We start from the raw sequence: 21,550 nt of genomic DNA, 5'->3' as shown, positions 1-21,550 counted from the left end.
CCCTACTCGATCCGACCCAGCAGGATCTCGACGCTCGCATTGATCGCGTTGTGCCCACCCAGCACGTAGATGAGCTCGGGGTCGAGCCGGGCAACCTCGGCCCGGGTGGCCTGCGGGATGTTCCCCTTCTGGACCAGCAGGATGGGGGCCGCGTCCCGGCCCGCCCGGGCGGCGCCGGCCAGGGCGTCCGGCCAGTTCTCACCGGTGGCGATGTAGACCATGGCCGCCTTCTGGTAGTCCTGGCTGATCTTGGCCGCGGTGCCGTAGCGGTGGGTGCCTGCGACGCGACGGACCTCGCCGTACTGTCCCAGCTGGGCAGCCACGGTCTGCGAGATCGCCGAGCTGCCACCGAGCAGCACGATCTGGTCCGGCGCCAACCGGCTGAGCTCGGTCCGGGTCGCCTTGGGGAGGTGGTCCGTCTGCGTGAGCAGGACCGGGCCGTCGAGGGCGCCCGCACGGGCGGCGCCGGCGAGGGCATCGGGGTAGTTGTGGCCCGTGGCGACATAGACGACGTCGGCGTGGTCGAAGCCCCGCGAGATCTGGGCCGCGGTCCCGAACCGGTCACCACCCGACATACGGGAGACCGAGCTCCCCGTGATGTCGCGGGCCTCCTGCCCCACCTCGGCCGAGATCACGCTCTGGCCGCCGAGGAGGACCACGTTCTTCGGAGCGAGCTGCTTCAGACGCCAGCGCGTGGCCGCGGGGATCTGGTCCTGCTTGGTCAGCAGGACCGGGGCTGCCTTGCTGCCGGCGAGCGCGGCTCCCACGAGCGCGTCCGGGTAGTCGGCGCCGGTCGCGAGGAAGACGGTGTTGACGCCCGGGGAGTGCGAGGCGGCGATCTGCGAGGCCGTCGCGTAGCGGTCGGAGCCGGACAGCCGGCGGACCGGGGTGGCCGGGGCGGCGTCGATCAGGGCCGCGACGTTGAGCCGGCCCTGGCCGAAGACGTTGTTGTTGGCCGCGGTGCCTCCGCAGCTGGTGTTGTCCGTGTCCGTCGCGGTGCCGTCGAGCAGCTCGCGGGTCACCTCCACGTCGCCCCTGAGGTCGGGCTTGGCTGACCAGAGCAGGGCCACCGCACCCGCGACGTGCGGTGACGCCATCGAGGTGCCGTTGCCGTAGGCGTAGTTGCTCTCGTTGAAGGTGGAGCGGATCCCGGTGCCGGGAGCGGAGATGTTGGGCTTGATGACGCCGTCCTGGCCGGTGCCCCGGCTGGAGTCCACGGCGATGTCGTGCTTCTGGGTGTAGTTGCCGACCGAGTAGTTGACGATCCGGCTGCCCGGGGAGGCGGACGTCCGGCACCTCGAGCCGTGGTTGCCGTTGGCGAAGACGGAGAACTGCCCGGAGGAGGTCCACGCCTTCGAGATGTCCTCGAGCAGGGGCGAGTTCGACGGCAGGCCCGAGCCCCACGAGTTGTTGATGATGTGGGGCCGACGGCTGGGGTCAGCCTCCTTGCCGGCCAGGTTGGTCGGCGCCAGGGTCCACTGGCCGGAGGCGATGAGAGCACGGTCGCTCGGGCAGCAGCCGTTGGCCGCGATCCACCTGGCACCGGGGGCGACGCCGACCTTGTTCGCCCCGCCGTCGTCGCCGACCATGGTGCCGGTGACGTGGGTGCCGTGACCGTTCTTGTCGGTGGGCTGACCCGGGCTCTTCGTGGTGGCGTCGAACCAGTTGTAGTTGTGGTTGACCGTGCCGTCCGCGCGGGTGCCGCGGTACTGCCGCTTCAGCGCCGGGTGGCTCCACTGGACGCCGGTGTCGATGCTGGCCACCACGATGCCCTCGCCGGTGATGCCTCGTGCCCACACCTCGTCGGCCTTGATGTCCGTCAGGTTCCACGCCACGGCGTCGGGCTCCGCGTCCGGCCGGGAGTCCGCCTCGATGGGCTCGAGCTCGGGCTGCTCCACCTCGAACGTGCCGAGGATGTGCGCCACGTCGGACTGTCCGGCGAGCGACTCCACCAGGTCCGCGTCACCGTCGGTCACCCGGATCGCGTTGGTGGCCCAGAACGTCTCGTAGGAGACCCCCGCCTCGTCCAGCTCGGCCCGGAGGTCGGCCTGGCTGGCCTCCGCCGTCGCGGTCAGGGTCTCGTAGACGAACTGTCCGCGCTCGTCCCAGTCCGTGATATCGGCGGCCGCGGAGAGGTCCGCCTCGGCCGCGAGGTCGATCCAGAAGTCCGCGGTGCCGTCCTCGTCGAGCTCGGACTGCACCCGGCCGTCGATCCGGTCGCCGGTCCAGAGGTCGTCGGCCGTGGCGCTGCCCGAGCCGGTGTCCTCTGTCGGGGCCGTCGACAGGGCCCCCGGCGCGGCCAGCGGCCCGCCGTCGTGGATGCCGGCTCCTGCTGCCAGGCTGGTGGCGCTGAGCGAGATGCCCGCCAGTCCGGTGAGCAGGACCCTGCCGAGTCCGTGCGAGCGTGCCATGGGTGAGACCTCCGAGTCCGTCCGAGACGTGTCTGGAGCCCGGCCCCCCGGACTCCCCGGCTCAGGTTATGGCCAAGGACGTGCCAGAACCTAGCGAGCGGGTGGCCCGGGCCACCGGGTGCGCGGGGTGTCGTCCGGGGGCGTCCGGCCTCCCACCTGGTGTTTCACGGTGATCACGTGCTCGCACGGCCAGCCTCTGACGGGGTGCGGCCCGTGCGCGAGCGCGCGAGACTGATGGCGATGGGTGAACCGCAGGTCGACTCTGGTCCGAGAGCGCTCACCGCCGGCTGGGCGCAGTTGTCGGACGCCCGGTGGGCGGCCGCGCGCTCGTCGTTCACCCAGGCCCTCGCCCTGGACGAGTCCGCCGAGGCGTTCGAGGGACTCGCCTGGGCAGCCTGGTGGCTGGATGATGCAGACGGGGTGTTTACGGCCCGCCAGAGCGCCTTCCGCCTGTATCGCGAGCGTCACGAGGACGTGGCCGCGGCGCGGCTGGCGATCTGGCTGGCCAGTGACAACCTCGACTTCCGGGCGGCCGCCTCGGTGGCGAGCGGCTGGCTTCGCCGGGCTCACCGGCTCCTGGCCGACGCCCCTCTCTGTCCCGAGCACGGCTGGCTGGCCTTTCTCGAGGGCTACCTGGCCGCCGGTCGGGGCGACGACGCCGCTGCGGCGCACCTGGCGGCCGAGGCCACCGAGGCAGGACGTCAGCTGGAGGACCCGGACGTCCAGATGCTCGGCCTGGCCCTCGAGGGAGCGATCCTGGTGGGGGCCACGAAGGTCGACGAGGGCATGTGCCGTCTCGAGGAGGCGACGGCCATGGCCGGGGACGCGACCAACCCGATTGCTGGGGGCTGGGCCTGCTGCTTCCTGGTCTCCGCCTGTGCCGCTGTGCTCGACCTGGAGCGGGCTGCCGAGTGGTGTGAGCGCATCGCCGACTTCGCCGACCGGTACGGCAGCCGGTACCTTCGCGCTGTGTGTCGCGCGGAGTACGGCACCGTCCGACTGTGGCGTGGCCAGTGGGCCGACGCGGAGCGGTTGCTGGAGTCCTCGGTGCAGGACTTCGCCCGGTCACGGCCGGCGTTTGTCGGTATGCCGCTCGTGGCACTCGCCGAGCTGCGGCGACGCCAGGGTCGGCAGAGTGACGTGTCGACGCTCTTGGAGCGTGCCGGGGCCTCTGGCCAGGCCCTGCTGTGTCAGGCACGGCTGGAGTTCGATCGAGGGTACGTGCGACGCTCCGCCGAGCTGGTTGAGAGGATGGTGCGCCAGTCACCGCCGGAGCGACGGGTCGATCACGCCCCGGCGCTGGAGCACCTGCTGCGGTCACGGATAGGGGCGGGTGACCTCGAGCGGGCGGGGGAGGTGCTCGAGTCGCTCCGCGAGCTCGACCGGCTCGTCGGCACGGAGCCGGTGGGAGCCCTGACGTCGCTGGGTGAGGGACTGGTGGCCGCGGCGTCCGGGGACCATGAGGCGGCGCGCACCCGCTTCGAGGACGCCGTCGACAGGTTCACCCGGTGCGGAGCGCCGTTCGAGGCAGCACGGGCACGCGTCGACCTCGCCACCAGTCTGGTGGCGCTCGACCGGCTCCCGCTCGCGGAGCGGGAGGCCGGGGACGCACTCACCGCGCTGACTGCGCTCGGGGCCCGGACCGAGGCCACCCGGGCACGCCGCCTCATGGCCCTCTCCACCGCACCGGCACAGCGGGGCACGGGCCTACCGGTCACGGCGCGCGAGCAGGACGTGCTCGTCCTGCTCGCCGAGGGTCTCACCAACCGTGAGATCGCCCACCGGCTCGTGGTGTCGGAGCACACGGTGCACCGACACGTCACCAACATCCTGCGCAAGCTCGACCTGCCGTCCCGCACGGCCGCTGCCGCCCTCGCCGTCCGCTCCGGCTGGGTTCACTGAACGCAGCGACCTCAGATGGCCCGTTCTGGCGATGCGCCGCACTGTCGCCGCTTCGTACGGTGCGGAGATGGACAGCACTACAGATCCGGTGAAGGTCGCCGCCCGCTCGGCCTGGGCACAGGGTGACTACCACGCGTTCGCCCGGGCGACGATCTGGGAGATGGGCCCGGTGCTGGTGCAGGCGTGCGGCATCGGCCCTGGTCAGCGAGTGCTCGATGTCGCCGCCGGCACCGGCAACACCGCGATCCGCGCGGCCGAGACCGGAGCGTCGGTCGTCGCCTCGGACCTCACGCCGGAGAACTTCGACGCCGGCCGGCGAGAGGCACGGGCCCACGGCGTCGATCTCGAGTGGGTCGAGGCCGACGCAGAGAACCTGCCGTATGCGGACGGCGAGTTCGACGTGGTGACCTCGTCCTTCGGCGTGATGTTCGCACCCCATCACCAGGCGGCTGCTGATGAGCTGGTCCGCGTCTGCCACGAGGGCGGCACGATCGGTCTGCTCACGTTCACCCCCGAGGGCATCATGACCGGCTTCTTCGAGGCGTTGGCGCCCCACCTGCCACCACTGCCGCCGGACGCGTCACCGCCGCTCCTGTGGGGGAGTGAGGAGCACGTGCGCCGGCTGTTCGGTGACCGTGTCGACCTGCGGTTCACGCGTGGGGACTACGGGGAGTACGCCGCGAGCCCGGCCGCCTACGTGGACCTGCTCAGGCGCACCTTCGGCCCCATCGTGGCCGCCTACACCGACGGTGCCGACGACCGGGGGAGGACCGCGGACCTGGACCGGGACCTGCTGGACTTCGCGACCCGTCACAGCAGGCCGGCCGCCGACGGGCAGGTGGTCCTCCGCTACGAGTACCTGCTCACGGTCGGGCACCGCCGCTGACTCTCGCCGGCCGGCGACCGCCCGGTCGATGGACGGTCAGTCGCGGACGGCGGCCTCGACGTCCCACGACGGTCGCAGCGGGAGGCCCGCGTTGCCGGTGTCGGAGGTGCGCACGCCCAGCACCTGGTGCAGCTGGATGTTGTTGTGCTCGAAGTTGACCCGCGACCCGGCGAGGTAGACGCCCCAGACGCGGGCGGTGCCCAGCCCGGCCTCGGCCACACAGGCCTCCCAGTTGGCCGACAGGTTCTCCGACCACGCGCCCGTCGTCCGCGCGTAGTGCTCGCGCAGGTTCTCCTGGTGGCGCACCTCGAAGCCCGTGTCCTCCATCACCGCGACGATGTGGCCGGAGCCGGACAGCTCGCCGTCAGGGAAGGTGTAGCGGTTGGTGAACGGGTCACGCAGCATCCCGTTGCGGGTGTTGTCGGGACGGGTGATGCAGTGGTTCAGCAGGCGGCCCTCGTCCCGCAGGCGCTCGTGCAGGAAGCGGAAGTATGCGGGGTAGTTGCGCACCCCGATGTGCTCGGTGAGGCCGATGCTCGAGACCGCGTCGAACCCCCGCTCGGTCACGTCCCGGTAGTCGGTGTGCCGGATCTCGGCGCGGCCGGTCAAGCCCTCCCGCTCGATCATCTCCTGTCCCCAGCGGGCCTGGTTGCGGGAGAGGGTCACCCCCAGCGCGGTCACGCCGTAGTGCGTCACGGCGTGCCGGACCATGCCGCCCCACCCGCACCCGACATCCAGCAGACGCATGCCGGGAGACAGACCCAGCTTGCGGCATACGAGATCGAACTTGTAGGACTGGGCCTCCTCCAGGGACGCCTCGGCGTCCGGATAGACCGCGCAGGTGTAGGCCATCGACGGGCCGAGCACCATCTCGTAGAACGTGTTGGACACGTCGTAGTGGTGCGCGATCGCACTCGCGTCGCGCGCCCGGCCGTGACGCAGGCCGTAGGCCAGGCGGCGCCACGGGGCGGGGGCCTCCTGCGGCGGCAGGTCCGGCACGTGCAGGCCGGTCTCGGCGACGAACCGCGCCAGGTCCGGCAGCTCGCGCAGGCTCGGCCGGCGCGCGGAGAGGCGGGTCAGGTAGGTCGTCAGCTCGGGGTAGGGGTTGCCCTCGTCCATGCCCTCGATGCTGAGCTCGCCGGTCAGGTAGGCCCGCATCATGCCGATCGAGCGGGGCGCGGTGAGCAGGTAGTTGAGCGCCTCGGGGCTGCGCAGCCGCAGCACCTGGCCGTCCGGGTCGCCGCCGACGGACCCGTCATACGCCTCGACCCGCAACCCGCTCCCGGAACCGAAGTACCGGTCGAAGGCCTCGCCGACCGTCATGCTCATCGTGCGCGCACCGCCTTGTCGTAAAGGGTCGGGAAGCGGCCGTCGGGGTCGTACCGCTCCTTGACCCGGTCGTAGGTCACCCCGCCGTAGAGCGCGGCGAAGGTCTGCTCGTCGTAGAACGCCTCGGAGTAGAGCCCCTTGTGCCCGCCGAGCTCGGTCACCCGGGCCTCGATCGCCCGGTTGGTGTCGCCGTGCCGGCGGCCCTCGGTGATCGGCACGGCCGACCAGAAGCCGACGTTGACATACGGGGTGCCGGCGCGCATGGGATACAGGGGCCAGGGGGTCGCAGGGTCCGTATGCCGTGCACCGGGGGCGGCGGTCACGTCACCGGCGGTCCCGGTGTCCCGGAGCTGGACCGGGCACAGCCAGAGCGGCTCGATGGGGACACTGGCCAGGAACCAGTGCAGGAACTCGGCCGTGTGGTCCAGGGGGATCTCGACGTCCTGGATGACGCGCTCCTGGGCGGGTCGGCCGCGGAGCCGGTCGATCCGGGCGACGACCCCGCGGCGCGCCTCGAGGTCCTGGATCTTCCAGTAGAAGTCGCTGCGCAGCAGGCGTCGTGGCCAAACCCGCCGGATCGCGGGGACCTGCGCGCCGAAGGCACGCGAGCACCAGAACCAGTCCGTGTCCCAGCGCCACAGGTAGTCCCGGACGGTCAGCAGGTCGCGGCGGCGGTGCTGGATCGAGCGGTAGTAGATCTGCTGGCCCGTGTAGTCGCTGGGGCCGGCGTAACCCTCGGTGTTGTCGGCCCAGCGCCCCAGGGTCAGGTAGGACTCGGTCGCGGAGAACACCACCCCGTCGAGGAAGTCGACGGGCTCGCCGTCCCAGTCCCGTGCCTCCATAATGTGGCCGATCGCGGCGACCACGTCCTCGAGGCGGGTGAACCGCACGTGCCGCAACGCGACATACGGATGCGTCGGGGCCGTCTCGATGGTCAGGGTGAGCGCGTAGCCCAGCGACCCGTAGCTGTTGGGGAAGGCGTGGAACAGGTCGGCGTGCGCGTTGTCCGGTGTCGCGGTGACCGCCTCGCCCGTGCCGGTCAGGACCTGCATCGCCGTCACCGACTCGTGGGGCAGGCCGTCCCGGAAGCTGGTGGACTCGATGCCCAGGCCCGTGACCGCGCCGCCGAGGGTGATGGTCCGCAGCTGGGGGACCACCAGCGGCACCTGTCCGAGCGGGAGCAGCTCGTCGACCAGCTGCTCGTAGGTCGTCAGGCCCCCGACCGTGGCCGTGGCGGGACGGTCCGCGGTGGCCGTGGTCGTCGCCAGGACGCCGGTGAACGCGGACAGGTCCAGCCCGGCGGCCCCGTCGGCCGCGCGCGGGCGGAACAGGTTTGACGTCTTCTTCGCGAGCCTCACGCGCTCCATCGAGCGCACGTCGGCCTCTGCCCGGGCGACGGCCAGGGCGATGTCTCCCTGGTGCGCAACCATGGCGCCCATCCTGCCGTACGGGTGGTTCCCGGCGCACCCGGGTTCCGGCCCGTGTCGCGGGTCAGGCGGACGCCGGCGGGTCCTCCGACGTCGGGAAGTCCATCCGCTCGACCATCTCCAGGAAGCGGGCCAGCAGGGGGAGGTCGTTGTCCCGGCGCCAGGCCAGCACGAGGTCGCTGGTCACCGCCGGCCAGGACAGCGGCTTGTGCACCGCACCGGTGACGTGGATGTGCTGCACGGACTCTGCGGCGAGGGCGACGCCGAAGCCCGCGGCGACCAGGCTGACGAGCGTCGAGGTCTGGGTGACCTCCTGCACGATCCGCGGGGAGAAGCCGGCCTCCCGGCAGGAGTTGACGGTGAGCTCGAACATCGTGGAGCCGTAGCGGCTCGGGTACGTCACGAACGGGTCGTCTGCCAGCTCGTCGAGGCGGACGGAGTCGCGTCCGGCGAGCCGGTGGTCCTGCGGCAGCAGCACCGTGATGGCCTCCGTGCAGATGACCCGGGACTCGAACTCCGGCCCCACCAGCTCCTGGCGTCCGAAGCAGGCGTCGAGCTGCCGGGTGAGGAGGGCCTCCTCCTGCGCTGGGGTCAGCATCTCGCCCTGGGCGTGCAGCTCGGCGTCCGGGAACTCCTCGCGGAAGCGCCTGGCGACGAGGGGCAGCATGGAGTAGGTGTTGGAGCCGGTGAAGCCGACGGCCAGGCGCCCGGTGAGACCGTGGGCCGCCCGGACCGCGACCTGGCGGGAGGCGTCCACCTTCTCGAGGATGGCCCGTGCCTCGACCTCGAAGGCCCGGCCTGCCTCGGTGAGCTTGACCGAGCGGGTCGTGCGGTGGAACAGCTCGGTGCCGAGCTCCTTCTCGAGCTGGCGGATCTGTCGGCTCAGGGGAGGCTGCTGCATGTGCAGCCGCTCGGCGGCGCGGTTGAAGTGGAGCTCCTCGGCCACCACCACGAAGTAGCGCAGGTGCCGGATCTCCATCGCGCCAGCATGGCACAGCGGATCCCGCCAGCGGCCTCCCGTTTCAGGCACGGAGCCGCTGCGCGCGGTCGGCCGCCGGGTCCCCGGCGGTGACCTGTCCGCGGTCGATGAGGTCCTGGATCTCTGCGGGGTCCAGACCCAGCTCGGTGAGGACCGCGCGGGTGTCCTGGCCCAGGACCGGCGGGGCGGACCGCATGGAGGGCGGTGTCTCGGACAGCCTGACCGGTGACCCGACGCTTCGGACCGGTCCGACGCTCTGGTGCTCGAGCTCGACGATCATGTCCCGCTCCCGCAGGAGTGGGTCCGAGAGGGCCTCGCCGATGGAGTTGACCCGTGCGGCCGGCACCGCAGCCGCATCGAGTCGCTCGAGCCAGGCCTGCGTGGTGTCTGTCGCCAGGACCCGCTCGAGCTCGCCGCGCAGCTCCTCGCGGTGCGCCACCCGGTGCGCGTTCGTCGCGAAGCGGGCGTCCTCGAGCAGGCGCTCCACGCCGAGGGCCTGCGCCATCCGCACCCACATGGCGTCGTTGCCGGCGGCCACCATCAGCAGACCGTCGCTGGTGGCGAACGCCTCCGAGGGCACGATGCTGGGGTGGCCGGTGCCGTAGCGGGCGGGGACACCGCCGGAGGCGAACCACGCGCCCGCGACGTTGGAGAGCCAGGACACCTGGGCGTCGAGCAGCGAGAGATCCAGCCACTGGCCCCGGCCGGTTGCCGTGCGGTGGTGCAGCGCGGCCAGGGTGCCGATGGCGGTCCACATGCCCGCGCTGATGTCCGCGCTCGCGACGCCCACGCGGGCCGGCCCACCCAGGGCCTCGCCGGTGATGCTCATCAGTCCGCTGCGGGCCTGCATGATCGGGTCGTAACCGGGTTTGTCGGACTCGGAGCTGTCCTGTCCGTAGCCGCTGATCGACGCGTAGATGACTCCGGGGTTGAGCTCGCGCACCGCCTCGTAGCCCAGACCCAGGCGCGCGGCGACGCCCGGTCGGAAGTTCTCCACGACCACGTCGACCTCCGCGGCCAGCGCCCGGGCGATCTCGCGTCCGCGGTCGGACTTCAGGTCCAGCGCGAGACTGCGCTTGTTGCGGTTGACGCTCATGAAGTAGGCCGACTCGGTCTCGACGAACGGTGGCCCCCAGTGCCGGGTGTCGTCACCTCGCGCCGGGTCCTCGATCTTGACCACGTCGGCGCCCAGGTCCGCGAGGATCATCGTCGCGAACGGGCCGGAGAGGACCCGGGTGAGGTCGAGCACCCTGATGCCGGCGAGCGGCCCGGTGGGCTGGGTGTCAGCCACCGAAGACCCCTCCTGCGCGGCCCAGCGAGCGTCCGCCGTCGATCACCAGGTTGTGTCCGGTGACATAGCTCGCGTAGTCGCTGAGCAGGTAGACCGACGCGTCCGCCGCCTCCTGCCGCGTGAGCATCCGCTTCATGGGGATCGCCTGGACCTGCTCGTCCCACTGGCCCTCCCCGCCGAAGAGGAAGGTCATCGCCCCGGTGCCCTCTGTCGGTCCGGGAGTCATGACGTTGACCCGGATGCCGTGCTCCGCCCAGGCGGCCCCCAGCGACTTGGTGAGGGCGATGACGCCCGCCTTGGCGGACGTGGAGTGCACGGTGCTCGGTCCGCCGATCAGGGCGGCCGTGGTGCCGATGCTGAGGATCGACCCGCCACCACCGCGCTCGATCATGTGCTGCCCGACGACCTGGCTGAAGTTCCACGTCCCGTCGAGCACGATCCGCACGACCGCCGACCAGGCATTGGGGGAGAGGTCCTCGGGCCTGGCCTGGAAGTTGCCGGCCGCGCTGTTCACCAGGTGGTCGATCCGGCCCCACTGCTCAACGACATCGGAGACCGCAGCCTCGACCGCCGGCCGTTCCCGCACGTCGACGGCGTAGGTCGCGACCCGGGTGCCGTGCTCCTGCAGCCGTTCCGCCGCGGCATCGAGCTGCTCCTGTCGTCGCCCGACGATCGCGACGTCAGAGCCGAGTCGGGCGAGCTCCTGGGCGATCGCCTCTCCGATGCCGGAGGAGCCGCCCGTGACGAGCGAGACCCGGCCAGCGAATGTGTCATTGGGGAGCATCGTTGTTTCCCACCTTCAGAGCCTGCAGAACCTGGTTGGAGGCCAGGGCTGTCCCCTGGCACTCCTGCCAACGTAGGGAGGAGTCGGCGATACCCACAAGGACCTATTGGGGCAACGATTGATACCCTCCGTCCCCGGCGATGGTGCCGCTTCCTGTTCCTGCAGGTGACAGCGATCAATACCCGTGAGGTCCTTGTCCGTCCTGAAAGAGGTACTTCACAAGATCAGTCTCAGGGGTTCATCGTTGTCGCAACCGGGTCGTCCGACCCCCGACACGAGGAGCCTCGCAATGGCGCGACACACAACTCTGGCAGCCGTGGTAGCCCTGGTCGCCCTCACCGGCCTCACGGCCTGCGGAGACGGCGGCGGTGCCGGCACTGCTGCGGAGTACCCCAGCAAGACGGTGCGCATGGTGGTCCCGTACCCGGCCGGCGGCGGGGTGGACATCGCGGCCCGAGCAGTGGCGCCCTGCCTCGAGGAGGCCCTCGGTGAGAGTGTCATCGTCGAGAACAAGGCCGGTGGGAGCGGCGCCGTGGGCACCACCGACATGCTGGGCCAGCCCGCCGACGGGCACACCCTCGAGATGGTGCTCACCAGCTCGGCCGTGGTCACCCCGCTGAGCAACGACGTGGGCTACTCCCTCGAGGACCAGCAGGCGATCGGACAGGTCGCCTCCTTCCCCTACGTGATCCTGGTCAACGGCGACTCGCCCTACCAGACGCTCGAGGACCTGCTCACCGCCGACGCGGACCTCAAGGCCGCGGCACCCGGTGCCGCGTCACAGGGCACGCTGGAGCTGGAGGCCGTCAAGGCCGCGGGCGCCCCCATCACCCTGGTCCCGTTCGACGGCACCGCCGGTGTGAAGTCCGCCCTCCTGGGCAACCAGGTCGACTTCGGCACGGCGGTGATCGACGACGACCTGCTCAAGCAGCACGAGGACGGCAGCCTGCGCATCCTGGGTGTGACCTCGGGCGAGCGTGTCGACTACCTGCCCGACGTGCCGGCCGTCAACGAGATCCCAGGGTTCGAGGACCTCGGTGCGGGCACCTCCTACTTCGGCCTGGTCGTCCGCGCCGGCACCCCCGAGGAGATCGCCACCCGACTGAGCGACGAGCTCGAGACCTGCATGGGTGAGGACTCGGTGCGGGAGATCATCGGCACGGAGTTCGTGAGCGAGACCTTCGTCGACGGCCCGGCCCTGCAGAAGGCGTTCGAGGAGCAGTCCGAGGCCTACTCGGCCGTTATCGGTGGATGAGCGCATGAGCCAGCACGCGTACCGGTTCGGTGCCCTCGCCATCCTGGCGCTCGGTGCGGCGGCGGCCCTGGGCGCTGTGCAGCTCGGCCTCGGCGGGCTGTCGGCACCGGGCTCCGGCCTGTGGCCGTTCATCACCGCCCTGGTGATCATCTTCTGCGGCCTGGTGCTGATCGTCGAGGACACCCCCGACGACTACGAGACGTGGACGCGGCGGTCGGGCAAGGTGGGCATCGCCTTCGTCGCCCTGGGTGTCTTCATCCCGGTCCTGCAGCTCCTTGGGATCATCCTCGCCGCCTTCCTGCTGCTCACCTTCTGGATCCGGTTCCTGTCCCGTGAGCCCTGGCGACTGACCCTCGTGCTCGCCGTCGCCGGGTCCGTCGGGCTGTACCTGGTGTTCGGGCAGTTCCTCGAGGTGCCCTTCCCCGTCGGCATCATCGGCCGGCAGACCGGACTGGAGTTTGGGCTCTGATGGACATCTTCGACGGCATCGCCACCGGGTTCGCAACGGCCGCGACCGCCCAGAACCTCCTCTACGTCTTCATCGGCGTCCTCATCGGCACCGTGATCGGGGTGCTGCCCGGGCTCGGCCCGTCGGCCACCATCGCGCTGTTGCTGCCGCTCACCTACACCCTCGAGCCGGCGACCGCCGTCATCATGCTGGCCGGTATCTACTACGGGTCGATGTACGGCGGCACGATCACCTCGGTCCTGCTGAGGTTGCCGGGTGAGGCCGCCTCCGTCGTGACGAGTATCGACGGCTACGAGATGGCCAGACAGGGACGGGCCGGGGCGGCCCTGGGCATCAGCGCGGTCGGCTCGTTCATCGGCGGCATGGTCGCGGTGGTCGGGCTCATGCTGCTCGCCCCCACGCTGGCGGACATCGCGGTCGGCGTGGGGCCACCGGAGTTCGTCGCCCTGGCGGTGCTGGGCCTGCTGCTCGTCACCTACCTCGGCACCCGGCACCCGTTCAAGAGCCTGGCGATGGCCGGCATCGGACTGCTGCTGGCCACCGTGGGCCAGGACCCGATCACCGGCGCCACCCGGTTCACCTTCGGCCAGCTCTCCCTCATCGACGGCTTCGACTTCGTCGCGATCGCGATGGGGCTGTTCGGTGTCGGCGAGATCCTGCACGCCATCGAGCAGGACCAGGCCGTCAAGGCGCTGACCTCCAAGGTCCGCAACATCTGGCCGACCCGGCAGGACTTCCGCGACTCGGCCGCTCCGATCGCGCGCGGCTCCGTGCTCGGGTTCCTCATCGGCGTGCTGCCCGGTGGCGGTGGCGTCGTCTCGTCCCTGGCGTCCTACGGCGCCGAGAAGAAGCTGAGCCGGAACGGCCGGCACGAGTTCGGCAAGGGGGCGATCGAGGGCGTCGCCGGCCCGGAGACCGCCAACAACGCCTCCTCCACCTCCGCCTTCGTCCCCCTCCTCACCCTGGGGCTGCCGTCCAACGTCGTCCTGGCGCTGATCTTCGGTGCCCTGACGATCCAGGGCATCACGCCCGGGCCGACCCTGATCGACGACCACCCCGACATCTTCTGGGGAGTCATCGCCTCGATGGTGATCGGCAACGTCATCCTGCTCATCCTGAACGTGCCCCTGGTCGGCGTGTTCGTCCAGCTGCTCCGGGTGCGGCCCGGGATCCTCGGGGCGTTCGCCCTCCTGATCACCATGGCCGGGGTCTACTCCATCAACAACGACCTCAACGACATGTGGGTCGTCCTCGGTTTCGGCGTGCTCGGCTGGCTGATGAAGAAGACCGGTTTCGAACCCGGGCCGCTGGTGCTGGCGTTCGTCCTCGGACCGATCCTGGAGGGCTCCTTCCGCCAGTCGATGCTGCTGTCCGACGGGAGCCTGGGCATCTTCGTCCAGCGTCCGGTCGCCGGTGTCGTGTTCGGGCTGATCGCCGTGTTCCTGGTGTGGAGCACCGTGATGGCCCTGCGCGGCCGGCTCACCAGTGGCGCCGAGATGATCGAGCACGCGGCCGCCGACGAGGCAGAGCTGGAGGCCCTGCGCAGTCCCGCCGCCCCGGAGCAGGACCGGGCCGACGCCGACGGAGGCGGGGACGCCCGTGCGACAACCCGCACCACGACACGATCCCGGCACGAGGAAGAGGACTGACATGGGACTGCTCCAGGACCGGGTGGCCGTGGTCACCGGTGGCGCGCAGGGCATCGGGCTCGCGATCGCGACCGCCTTCATCGCCGAGGGCGCCAGGGTCGTGATCGGCGACATCAACGAGGCCGTGGCGCAGGACGCCGTCCAGCAGCTCGGCGGATCAGAGGTCGCGCGCTCGGTGGTCTGCGACGTCCGTTCCGCCGATCAGGTGGAGGCCCTGCTCACCGCCGCCGAGCAGGCGTTCGGACCCGTCGATGTGATGGTGAACAACGCGGGCATGACCAGGGATGCCACCATGCGCAAGATGACGGAGTCCGACTTCGACGACGTCATCGCCGTGCACCTCAAGGGGTGCTGGCTCGGCACCCGGGCGGCAGCCGCCCGGATGCGGGAGCGCGGCACCGGCTCGATCATCAACGTCAGCTCGATCTCCGGCAAGGTCGGCATGCTCGGCCAGACGAACTACTCGGCGGCCAAGGCCGGGATCGTCGGACTCACCAAGGCGGCCTGCAAGGAGGTGGCCTTCAAGAACGTCCGGGTCAACGCGATCCAGCCGGGCTACATCCGCACCGCCATGACCGACGCCATGCCCGAGCACGTCAAGGAGTCCAAGGTCGCCGAGGTGCCCATGGGGCGGCCCGGCGAGGTCTCGGAGGTCGCCAGCGTCGCGGTGTTCCTGGCGTCCGACATGTCGAGCTACATGACCGGCACGGTCCTGGAGATCTCCGGCGGACGGCACATCTGACATGCGCACCTTCGACACCATCTGGGAGTTCGCCGGGGCGGCGGGGGAGCACCTGGGCCACAGCGGCTGGCGCACCGTGGACCAGGCCATGGTCAGCGCGTTCGCCGAGGTGACCGGGGACCGGCAGTGGATCCACACCGAGCCGGAGCGGGCGGCAGCCGGCCCCTACGGCGGCACGGTCGCCCACGGCTACCTCATCCTGTCCCTCCTGCCCAGCATGGCGAGCGAGGTCTACGAGGTCCGCGGCGTGGCCGCGACCGTCAACTACGGCCTGGAGCGGGTGCGGTTCCCGTCCCCGGTCCGGGTCGGCTCACGCGTCCGGGTCGGAGTCCAGATCATCTCGGTGGAGGCGGGCTCCGCGGGCGCGACCCACGCCGTCCTCCGGCACACGGTGCAGGTCGAGGGGGCCGACCGGCCCGCCTGCGTCGCGGACACCGTGCGACGTTTCGTGCCGGCAGCCATGGCCAGCGCGGCGGCCGACCGGGCCGGTGCCTGACATGACCGGGTCGACCCTCCTGACCGACCGGGCCGGCGCCGTCCTCACCCTGACCCTGAACCGACCACACCGCAAGAACGCGCTCGACGACCCCACCCTGCAGCTCCTCCAGGACGGGCTGCTCGCGGCCAGGGAGGACCCGGCGGTCCGGGCGCTCGTCCTCACCGGGGCAGGGGGTGACTTCTGCTCCGGCGCCGACGTCGGCGGCACCCGTCGCGAGGGCCACCCCGTCGACCGTATGCGGTGGCTCGGCGACATCGCCATGCTCCTGACCGAGCTGCCCAAGCCGGTCATCGCCAAGGTCCGGGGCGTCGCGGTCGGCGCCGGGTGCAACCTCGCCCTGGCCGCCGACTTCGTCGTCGCCGCGCCGGACGCCCGGTTCTCGCAGATCTTCGGGCGCCGGGGACTGTCCCCGGACTTCGGCGGAACGTGGCTCCTGCCGCGCACCGTCGGTCTGTTGCAGGCCAAGCGGCTGGCGCTGCTGGCGGAGATCATCGACGCGACGGAAGCCCACCGGCTCGGCATGGTGACCTGGGTGAAGCAGGCCGCCGAGATCGACCCGTTCGTGACCGACCTGGCCGACCAGCTGGCCGCGGGCCCGCCCGTCGCGATGGCCCAGACCAAGACCATGCTCAACCAGGCCTCGTCGCAGGGCCTGCGCGAGGCGCTGGAGAGCGAGACGCGGGCCGCAGCGATCAACCTCGCCACGGACGCCCTCGCCGCCCGTCAGGCCTTCGTGGACAAGGTCGAGCCGGTCTTCGAGGGTCGCTGGCAGGCGGGCCCGTCCGTGCGGCCCGCGGACCGAGGAGACGCACGGTGAAGATCACCCGCATCGAGGCGATCCCGTTCGCCATCCCCTACGCCAAGACGCTGAAGTTCGCCAGCGGCGAGGTCCGGACGGCCGACCACGTCCTCGTCAGGGTGCACACGGACGAGGGACTGGTCGGCACCGCTGAGGCACCGCCGCGGCCCTACACCTACGGCGAGACCCAGCAGTCGATCGTCGCGGTGATCGAGACGGTCTTCGCACCCCAGATCATCGGACGTTCAGCCCTGGAGCGCGAGCAGATCCACGCCGTGCTCCACCGCACGGTCGGCAACCCGGCCGCCAAGGCGGCGATCGACATGGCGCTCTGGGACGTCATCGGCCAGGGCCTGGAGGTCTCGGTCAGCCAGCTGCTGGGCGGGTGGACCGACCGGATGCGGGTCAGCCACATGCTCGGTTTCGACACCCCCGAGCGGATGGTCGCCGAGGCGCAGTCGGTCCACGACGCCTACGGCATCTCGACCTTCAAGGTCAAGGTCGGCCGCCGCCCGGTGACACTCGACGTCGACGTGTGCCGAGCCCTCCGCGAGCACTTCGGGGACACCGTCGAGCTCTACATCGACGGCAACCGCGGCTGGACCCCGTCGGAGTCGGTGGACGCGCTCCGTCGCATGGCCGACCTGGGCCTGACTCTCGCCGAGGAGCTCTGCCCGGCGGACGACATACTGGGCCGTCGTTGGCTGGTCCGTCAGTGCCCGGTGCCGTTCGTCGCCGACGAGAGCGCGACCCGGCCCGGGGAGGTGACCAGGGAGCTGCTGGACGGCAACGCCACCGCGCTGAGCATCAAGACCGCCCGCACGGGATTCACGGTCTCGGGGCGGATCCTGGCCCAGGCAGAGGGGCTCGGCGTGGAGGTGGTGATGGGCAACCAGATCGACGGACAGGTCGGCACCCTCTGCTCCGTGGCGTTCGGTGCGGCCCACCGGACCACCTCCCTGCGGGCGGGGGAGCTGTCCAACTTCCTCGACATGCAGGACGACCTGTTGGCCGAGCCCCTGCAGATCGCCGACGGCGCCCTCGAGGTGCGCCCGGGCCCCGGACTCGGGCTGACGATCGATGAGGACAAGCTGACCCACTACCGCCAGGACGCCTGAGTGACACCGGTGCCCACCACTGAGGAAGGAGCCGCCCCGACCACTCACCCGGCCGTCGGCGACCTCGTCCCCGCAGCCGGGCCCGGCCTGACGGCCGACAGCCGGCCCGCGGATACTGGGGACGGCAACCACACGACATACGACCTCGTGCTCGACCCGGCCTGACCGGCACGGGACCCCGAACCGAACTCAACCACAGGAGGCGGCACAGTGCTCTACGCCGTGAAGATGGACGTCGCGATCCCGCGCGACCTGGACCCCGAGGTCCGGGCCGACATCGTGGCGCGCGAGAAGGCCTACAGCCACGAGCTCCAGCGGGCCGGGGAGTGGGTGCACATCTGGCGCATCGCCGGGCAGTACTCCAACCTCAGCATCTTTGACGTCGCCGACAACGAGCGGCTCCACGAGGTCCTGTGGAACCTGCCGCTGTTCCCATTCATGACCATGGAGGTCACCCCGCTGGCCCAGCACCCGTCCGACGTGGCGGCGTCATGAGCACGCCGACCGCGCCGGCGGCGACCGACATCGTCATCTGCTCGCCGCTACGCACCCCGGTGGGAGCGTTCCAGGGCGCGCTGTCGTCCCTCTCGGCGGGCCAGCTCGGCACCCAGCTCATGAAGGCGCTGGTCGAGCGCACCGGACTGGGCGAGGACGACGTCGACGACGTGATCATCGGGCAGGCCAACTCCAACGGTGAGGGACCGGCGCTCGGCCGCATCCTGGCGCTCGATGCGGGCCTGGGGACCGGGGTGCCGGGGACGCAGGTCGACCGCCGGTGCGGCTCCGGCCTGCAGGCCGTCCTGTATGCCGCGATGCAGGTGGGCAGCGGCGGCTCGTCCCTGGTGGTGGCCGGCGGGGTGGAGGCGATGAGCCAGGTCGAGCACTACGCGCTGCTGCGCCTGGGGGTGCGGGGTGACGTCGACCTGCAGGACCGTCTCGCGCGGGCCCGGGCGACCGCCGGCGGTGAGTCCCACCCGGTCCCGGGCGGCATGATCGAGACCGCGGAGAACCTGCGCAGGGAGTTCTCGATCAGCCGGGAGGACCAGGACGCCCTGGCCCTGCGGTCCCAGCAGCAGTATGCTGCGGGGCTGGCCGCCGGGAACTTCGCCGACGAGCTCGTCCCGGTCGAGGTCAGGGGCCGCAGGGGCACGGTGGTCGTCGACGCCGATGAGCACCCGCGCCCGGACACGACCATGGAGATCCTGGCCGGGCTGCGCCCGATCATGGGGCGCACGGACCCGGAGGCAACGGTCACGGCCGGCAACGCCAGCGGCCAGAACGACGCCGCCGCCCTGTGCGTGGTGACCACCCGCGCCGAGGCGGAGCGCCGGGGCCTGGAGCCGCTCGTGGTGCTGCGGTCCTGGGCTGTCGCGGGCTGCGGGCCGGAGGTCATGGGCATCGGCCCGGTGCCTGCCTCGGCTGCCGCCCTGTCGCGGGCGGGCCTGTCGCTGGCCGACATCGACCTCATCGAGCTCAACGAGGCCTTCGCCGCCCAGGTCCTGGCCGTGACCCGGCAGTGGCAGCTCACCGACAGCGACTGGGAGCGGGTGAACGTGAACGGCTCGGGCATCTCGATGGGACACCCCGTCGGTGCCACGGGCGCGCGGATCCTGGCGACCATGGCCTACGAGATGCGCCGCCGGGGCAGCCGCTACGGGCTGGAGACGATGTGCATCGGCGGCGGCCAGGGACTGGCCGCAGTCTTCGAGCGGGCCTGAGCGTGGCTGCGGTCGAGGTCCACCACGAGGAGACAAGGGCGCCCGGGGTGGGGGAGGACGCACCGGTCGTGGTGCTGTCCAACTCCCTCGGCTCGGCCCTGGGGATGTGGGACCCGCAGGTGCCGGCGCTCGCCGAGCACTTCCGGGTGGTCCGCTACGACACGCGCGGGCACGGGCGCTCACCCGTGCCGGACGGTCCCTACGTCCTCGACGACCTCGTGGACGACGTCGTGGCACTGCTCGACCGCCTGGATATCCGGCGGGCGCACTTCGTCGGGCTGTCGCTCGGCGGGATGACCGGTATGCGGCTGGCGGCGCGGGAGCCCGAACGCGTCGACCGCCTCGCGCTGTTGTGCACCGGTGCCGTCATGCCCCCCGCCTCGAGCTGGACCGGGCGCGCCTCGGCGGTGCGCTCCGTCGGCACGGGGGCGGTGGCCGAGGCGGTCGTCGCCCGCTGGTTCACCGACGGTTACCGGCAGGCCCGTCCCGAGCAGGTCGCCGCCCACGAGGCGATGGTCGCGGCGACGCCCGCCGAGGGCTATGCCGGGTGCTGCGAGGTGATCGCCGGGATGGACCTGACCGGGGACCTCGCCGCGGTCCGGGCGGCCACGCTCGTCCTCGCCGGTGCCGACGACCCGGCCGCACCGCCGGCCATGATGCAGAGCCTCGCCCACGGCATACCGGATGCACGGCTGGTCGTGGTGCCGCAGGCCGCCCACCTGGCCAACGTCGAGCAGCCCGACGTGGTGACCGAGGCCCTGCTGCGCCACCTGAGCGGCAGTGGAGCGATGGAGCGTCGGTCAGAGGACCTGAGTACCTCGCGCCGACTGCGTCGTAGGTCCAGCGGGCACGCCGGTCCCTCGTCAGGAGCGTGAGGTCGTGGTGTGCCGCGGTGGCGCCGATGAGGGCGTCGTAGACCGCGCCGCCACGCACCCCGGCACCGCCCAGGTCGCGGATGAGCTGATGGTGCTGCTCACCGGCGCGTCGAGTCCAGGGTGTCGCGCACCTGCTCATCCGTGAGAGGGGGCAGGGCCTCGACCGGCCGCACGACGGGAAGTCCGTCGTCGTCCTCGACCACCACCTGGGCAGGAGCCAGCTCGACCTCGATCCGGCCGTCCGTGTAGGTCACATCAACCGCGCTCCCCGCTGACAGGTTCATCGCGTCGCGGACCGCCTTCGGCACGACGATCCGCCCGGCAGCATCGATGGTTGTCCGCATGGCATCAGAATGCCAGGTGCTGTGCCACCGTGGCCCGCTGACGGTCTACGAGGCAGAGGCCGCCAGGTGCACCCAGCCGAGCCACACGTTCGCCACAGGTGACTGCACGCGCAGACGGTCCTCCTGTTCACGCAGGTCCAGCCTCCGGTCGATGGTGGTGTCATAGAGCACGTAGTGCGTGTCGCCGGTGCCCCCGGAGGCGCCGCCGATGATGCCGCGCGCCGAGAGGGTCTCGTCGGTCTGGATGAAGGCGAACAGGATGGGTGTGGCCGTCGGTTCCTTCAGCGTCTGGATCACCCGCAGGAACCCGTTCCGGGGGTCCACCTCCACCGACTCGACCCCGGCACACAGGTGCGCGCCGTTGGCGTGGATGCTCGGCCAGCCCTCGGGGTCGGAGAAGCGGACCACACACCCGCTGATGAGGATGTTGCTGCCCGGGACGGCGTCGGTCATGAACTCGTTGGTCATCCCGCGAGGCTAACGAGAGCCTGACGCGGAGGCCTGTTGGTGGCCGCCGCGGTCCGCTAGCGTCGGTCCTGTCGACCGACCGAGGAGTGGGTATGCCGGACAGTCACCCGAGCGGGCCGGTCACGAGGCCCCGCCTCCCGCCCCGTTGGGTCATCAGGACCGCGTGGAAGGTGCACCGTGCCCTCTATCGGTTCACCCCCGGCAGCGTCGGACTGAGCAAGCCCCGGCCCGGCGGCTACGGGCTGATGCGGGTCACCACCATCGGACGGCGCAGCGGTGAGGAGCGCAGCGTCATCCTCGGCTATCTCGAGGACGGGCCCGACCTGGTGACGATGGCGATGAACGGTTGGGGCGAGGGTGTGTCGGCCTGGTGGCTCAACCTGCAAGCGCAGCCCGAGGCGACGGTCCAGCTCAAGGACGGCGTCAGGAGGGTGACGAGGCGCTCGGTGAGCGTTGGTGACTAACGAGTAGGTCACAGGACGTGGACAAAGGTCACAAATCTCCCAAGGGACGTCCACGATTCGGCCACCGCTCTTTCGGGTGGCTCCCAGGCGGACTACGTTCCGGGGCATCCGTGTGGCCGCGTCTCCTCTGGCGTGTGCCTG

The 21,550-nt window shown here is 71.1% G+C and carries 22 protein-coding genes; 14 read left to right on the top strand and 8 right to left on the bottom strand.

The window, feature by feature from the left end; translation table 11 throughout:
* Window positions 1-2 precede the first annotated feature (2 nt).
* On the bottom strand, window positions 3-2,411 hold the full coding sequence (locus DA085_RS16500; RefSeq protein ID WP_109474086.1) for a cell wall-binding repeat-containing protein: 2,409 nt from the start codon (window positions 2,409-2,411) through the stop codon (window positions 3-5).
* A gap of 240 nt (window positions 2,412-2,651) precedes the next feature.
* Between DA085_RS16500 and DA085_RS16495 the strand changes: the two genes are divergently transcribed.
* Window positions 2,652-4,313: a helix-turn-helix transcriptional regulator gene (locus DA085_RS16495; RefSeq protein WP_161958524.1), complete on the top strand. Its 1,662-nt coding sequence runs from the start codon at window positions 2,652-2,654 to the stop codon at window positions 4,311-4,313.
* 67 nt (window positions 4,314-4,380) lie between these two features.
* A complete protein-coding gene (locus DA085_RS16490; protein WP_109474084.1) occupies window positions 4,381-5,199 on the top strand; it encodes a class I SAM-dependent methyltransferase in 819 nt (272 codons plus the stop codon).
* A 36-nt stretch (window positions 5,200-5,235) separates the two neighbouring features.
* On the opposite strand, the gene DA085_RS16485 is transcribed toward DA085_RS16490, so the two are convergent.
* The 5 genes from DA085_RS16485 to DA085_RS16465 all read right to left on the bottom strand — a co-directional run bounded on the left by DA085_RS16485 (window position 5,236) and on the right by DA085_RS16465 (window position 11,009).
* Window positions 5,236-6,528, bottom strand: coding sequence for a class I SAM-dependent methyltransferase (locus DA085_RS16485; RefSeq protein WP_109474083.1), 1,293 nt, complete (start codon window positions 6,526-6,528; stop codon window positions 5,236-5,238).
* A complete protein-coding gene (locus tag DA085_RS16480) occupies window positions 6,525-7,958 on the bottom strand; it encodes an FAD-binding oxidoreductase (protein WP_202619284.1) in 1,434 nt (477 codons plus the stop codon). The genes DA085_RS16485 and DA085_RS16480 overlap by 4 nt, the downstream gene beginning before the upstream one ends.
* Window positions 7,959-8,019: 61 nt before the next feature.
* Window positions 8,020-8,934 carry a LysR substrate-binding domain-containing protein gene (locus DA085_RS16475; protein ID WP_109474081.1) on the bottom strand — a complete coding sequence of 305 codons (915 nt, stop codon included), beginning with the start codon at window positions 8,932-8,934 and terminating at the stop codon, window positions 8,020-8,022.
* Window positions 8,935-8,977: 43 nt separating this feature from the next.
* A complete protein-coding gene (locus tag DA085_RS16470; RefSeq protein WP_109474080.1) occupies window positions 8,978-10,225 on the bottom strand; it encodes a CaiB/BaiF CoA transferase family protein in 1,248 nt (415 codons plus the stop codon).
* Window positions 10,218-11,009: an SDR family oxidoreductase gene (locus tag DA085_RS16465; protein ID WP_109474079.1), complete on the bottom strand. Its 792-nt coding sequence runs from the start codon at window positions 11,007-11,009 to the stop codon at window positions 10,218-10,220. The genes DA085_RS16470 and DA085_RS16465 overlap by 8 nt, the downstream gene beginning before the upstream one ends.
* 289 nt (window positions 11,010-11,298) lie before the next feature.
* On the opposite strand from DA085_RS16465, the gene DA085_RS16460 reads away from it, so the two are divergent.
* Genes DA085_RS16460 through pcaD form a run of 11 tightly spaced genes read left to right on the top strand, consistent with a single transcriptional unit; the run spans window position 11,299 to window position 20,133 of the window.
* Entirely contained in the window at window positions 11,299-12,264 is a 966-nt protein-coding gene (locus DA085_RS16460) for a tripartite tricarboxylate transporter substrate binding protein (protein ID WP_109474078.1), read from the top strand.
* Between the two features lie 4 nt (window positions 12,265-12,268).
* Window positions 12,269-12,733, top strand: a complete 465-nt coding sequence (locus DA085_RS16455; RefSeq protein WP_154402235.1) for a tripartite tricarboxylate transporter TctB family protein — start codon at window positions 12,269-12,271, stop codon at window positions 12,731-12,733.
* On the top strand, window positions 12,733-14,382 hold the full coding sequence (locus DA085_RS16450) for a tripartite tricarboxylate transporter permease (protein WP_109474076.1): 1,650 nt from the start codon (window positions 12,733-12,735) through the stop codon (window positions 14,380-14,382). The genes DA085_RS16455 and DA085_RS16450 overlap by 1 nt, the downstream gene beginning before the upstream one ends.
* A gap of 1 nt (window position 14,383) precedes the next feature.
* Window positions 14,384-15,124, top strand: a complete 741-nt coding sequence (gene fabG / locus DA085_RS16445) for a 3-oxoacyl-ACP reductase FabG (protein ID WP_109474075.1) — start codon at window positions 14,384-14,386, stop codon at window positions 15,122-15,124.
* Between the two features lies 1 nt (window position 15,125).
* Entirely contained in the window at window positions 15,126-15,620 is a 495-nt protein-coding gene (locus DA085_RS16440) for a MaoC family dehydratase (RefSeq protein WP_109474074.1), read from the top strand.
* 1 nt (window position 15,621) lies between these two features.
* Entirely contained in the window at window positions 15,622-16,440 is an 819-nt protein-coding gene (locus DA085_RS16435) for an enoyl-CoA hydratase/isomerase family protein (RefSeq protein WP_109474073.1), read from the top strand.
* Window positions 16,437-17,540 (top strand): mandelate racemase/muconate lactonizing enzyme family protein, encoded by a 1,104-nt coding sequence (locus DA085_RS16430; RefSeq protein ID WP_109474072.1) that lies wholly within the window; start codon window positions 16,437-16,439, stop codon window positions 17,538-17,540. The genes DA085_RS16435 and DA085_RS16430 overlap by 4 nt, the downstream gene beginning before the upstream one ends.
* Window positions 17,541-17,549: 9 nt before the next feature.
* Window positions 17,550-17,705 (top strand): hypothetical protein, encoded by a 156-nt coding sequence (locus tag DA085_RS21050; RefSeq protein WP_161958523.1) that lies wholly within the window; start codon window positions 17,550-17,552, stop codon window positions 17,703-17,705.
* Window positions 17,706-17,750: 45 nt separating this feature from the next.
* Window positions 17,751-18,035, top strand: a complete 285-nt coding sequence (gene catC / locus DA085_RS16425; RefSeq protein WP_109474071.1) for a muconolactone Delta-isomerase — start codon at window positions 17,751-17,753, stop codon at window positions 18,033-18,035.
* Window positions 18,032-19,258, top strand: coding sequence for an acetyl-CoA C-acetyltransferase (locus DA085_RS16420; protein ID WP_109474070.1), 1,227 nt, complete (start codon window positions 18,032-18,034; stop codon window positions 19,256-19,258). Before catC ends, DA085_RS16420 begins: the two co-directional genes overlap by 4 nt.
* Before the next feature lie 2 nt (window positions 19,259-19,260).
* Entirely contained in the window at window positions 19,261-20,133 is an 873-nt protein-coding gene (pcaD, locus tag DA085_RS16415; protein ID WP_109474069.1) for a 3-oxoadipate enol-lactonase, read from the top strand.
* A 98-nt stretch (window positions 20,134-20,231) separates the two neighbouring features.
* Here the strand turns inward: pcaD and DA085_RS16410 are convergent, their stop codons facing one another.
* Window positions 20,232-20,477: an AbrB/MazE/SpoVT family DNA-binding domain-containing protein gene (locus DA085_RS16410; protein ID WP_109474068.1), complete on the bottom strand. Its 246-nt coding sequence runs from the start codon at window positions 20,475-20,477 to the stop codon at window positions 20,232-20,234.
* Window positions 20,478-20,522: 45 nt separating this feature from the next.
* Window positions 20,523-20,945, bottom strand: coding sequence for a hypothetical protein (locus DA085_RS16405; RefSeq protein WP_109474067.1), 423 nt, complete (start codon window positions 20,943-20,945; stop codon window positions 20,523-20,525).
* Window positions 20,946-21,037: 92 nt separating this feature from the next.
* On the opposite strand from DA085_RS16405, the gene DA085_RS16400 reads away from it, so the two are divergent.
* Complete coding sequence (locus tag DA085_RS16400) at window positions 21,038-21,409, top strand: nitroreductase/quinone reductase family protein (protein ID WP_109474066.1); 372 nt, start codon at window positions 21,038-21,040, stop codon at window positions 21,407-21,409.
* The last annotated feature ends 141 nt before the right edge of the window (window positions 21,410-21,550 follow it).

It is taken from the genome of Ornithinimicrobium cavernae (assembly GCF_003121625.1).
Lineage (GTDB): Bacteria > Actinomycetota > Actinomycetes > Actinomycetales > Dermatophilaceae > Ornithinicoccus > Ornithinicoccus cavernae.
This window is presented reverse-complemented; position numbering and strand designations above follow the sequence as displayed.

Excerpts from the sequence above, each read along its gene's own strand:
- DA085_RS16410 (WP_109474068.1), bottom strand. The coding sequence starts at position 20,477 with ATGCGGACAACCATCGATGCTGCCGGGCGGATCGTCGTGCCGAAGGCG.
- DA085_RS16450 (WP_109474076.1), top strand. The coding sequence starts at position 12,733 with ATGGACATCTTCGACGGCATCGCCACCGGGTTCGCAACGGCCGCGACC.
- DA085_RS16485 (WP_109474083.1), bottom strand. The coding sequence starts at position 6,528 with ATGAGCATGACGGTCGGCGAGGCCTTCGACCGGTACTTCGGTTCCGGG.
- DA085_RS16435 (WP_109474073.1), top strand. The coding sequence starts at position 15,622 with ATGACCGGGTCGACCCTCCTGACCGACCGGGCCGGCGCCGTCCTCACC.
- DA085_RS16465 (WP_109474079.1), bottom strand. The coding sequence starts at position 11,009 with ATGCTCCCCAATGACACATTCGCTGGCCGGGTCTCGCTCGTCACGGGC.
- fabG (WP_109474075.1), top strand. The coding sequence starts at position 14,384 with ATGGGACTGCTCCAGGACCGGGTGGCCGTGGTCACCGGTGGCGCGCAG.
- DA085_RS16400 (WP_109474066.1), top strand. The coding sequence starts at position 21,038 with ATGCCGGACAGTCACCCGAGCGGGCCGGTCACGAGGCCCCGCCTCCCG.
- DA085_RS16460 (WP_109474078.1), top strand. The coding sequence starts at position 11,299 with ATGGCGCGACACACAACTCTGGCAGCCGTGGTAGCCCTGGTCGCCCTC.
- DA085_RS16495 (WP_161958524.1), top strand. The coding sequence starts at position 2,652 with ATGGGTGAACCGCAGGTCGACTCTGGTCCGAGAGCGCTCACCGCCGGC.
- DA085_RS16480 (WP_202619284.1), bottom strand. The coding sequence starts at position 7,958 with ATGGTTGCGCACCAGGGAGACATCGCCCTGGCCGTCGCCCGGGCAGAG.
- DA085_RS16420 (WP_109474070.1), top strand. The coding sequence starts at position 18,032 with ATGAGCACGCCGACCGCGCCGGCGGCGACCGACATCGTCATCTGCTCG.
- DA085_RS16475 (WP_109474081.1), bottom strand. The coding sequence starts at position 8,934 with ATGGAGATCCGGCACCTGCGCTACTTCGTGGTGGTGGCCGAGGAGCTC.
- DA085_RS16440 (WP_109474074.1), top strand. The coding sequence starts at position 15,126 with ATGCGCACCTTCGACACCATCTGGGAGTTCGCCGGGGCGGCGGGGGAG.
- DA085_RS16500 (WP_109474086.1), bottom strand. The coding sequence starts at position 2,411 with ATGGCACGCTCGCACGGACTCGGCAGGGTCCTGCTCACCGGACTGGCG.
- DA085_RS16405 (WP_109474067.1), bottom strand. The coding sequence starts at position 20,945 with ATGACCAACGAGTTCATGACCGACGCCGTCCCGGGCAGCAACATCCTC.
- DA085_RS16455 (WP_154402235.1), top strand. The coding sequence starts at position 12,269 with ATGAGCCAGCACGCGTACCGGTTCGGTGCCCTCGCCATCCTGGCGCTC.
- DA085_RS16490 (WP_109474084.1), top strand. The coding sequence starts at position 4,381 with ATGGACAGCACTACAGATCCGGTGAAGGTCGCCGCCCGCTCGGCCTGG.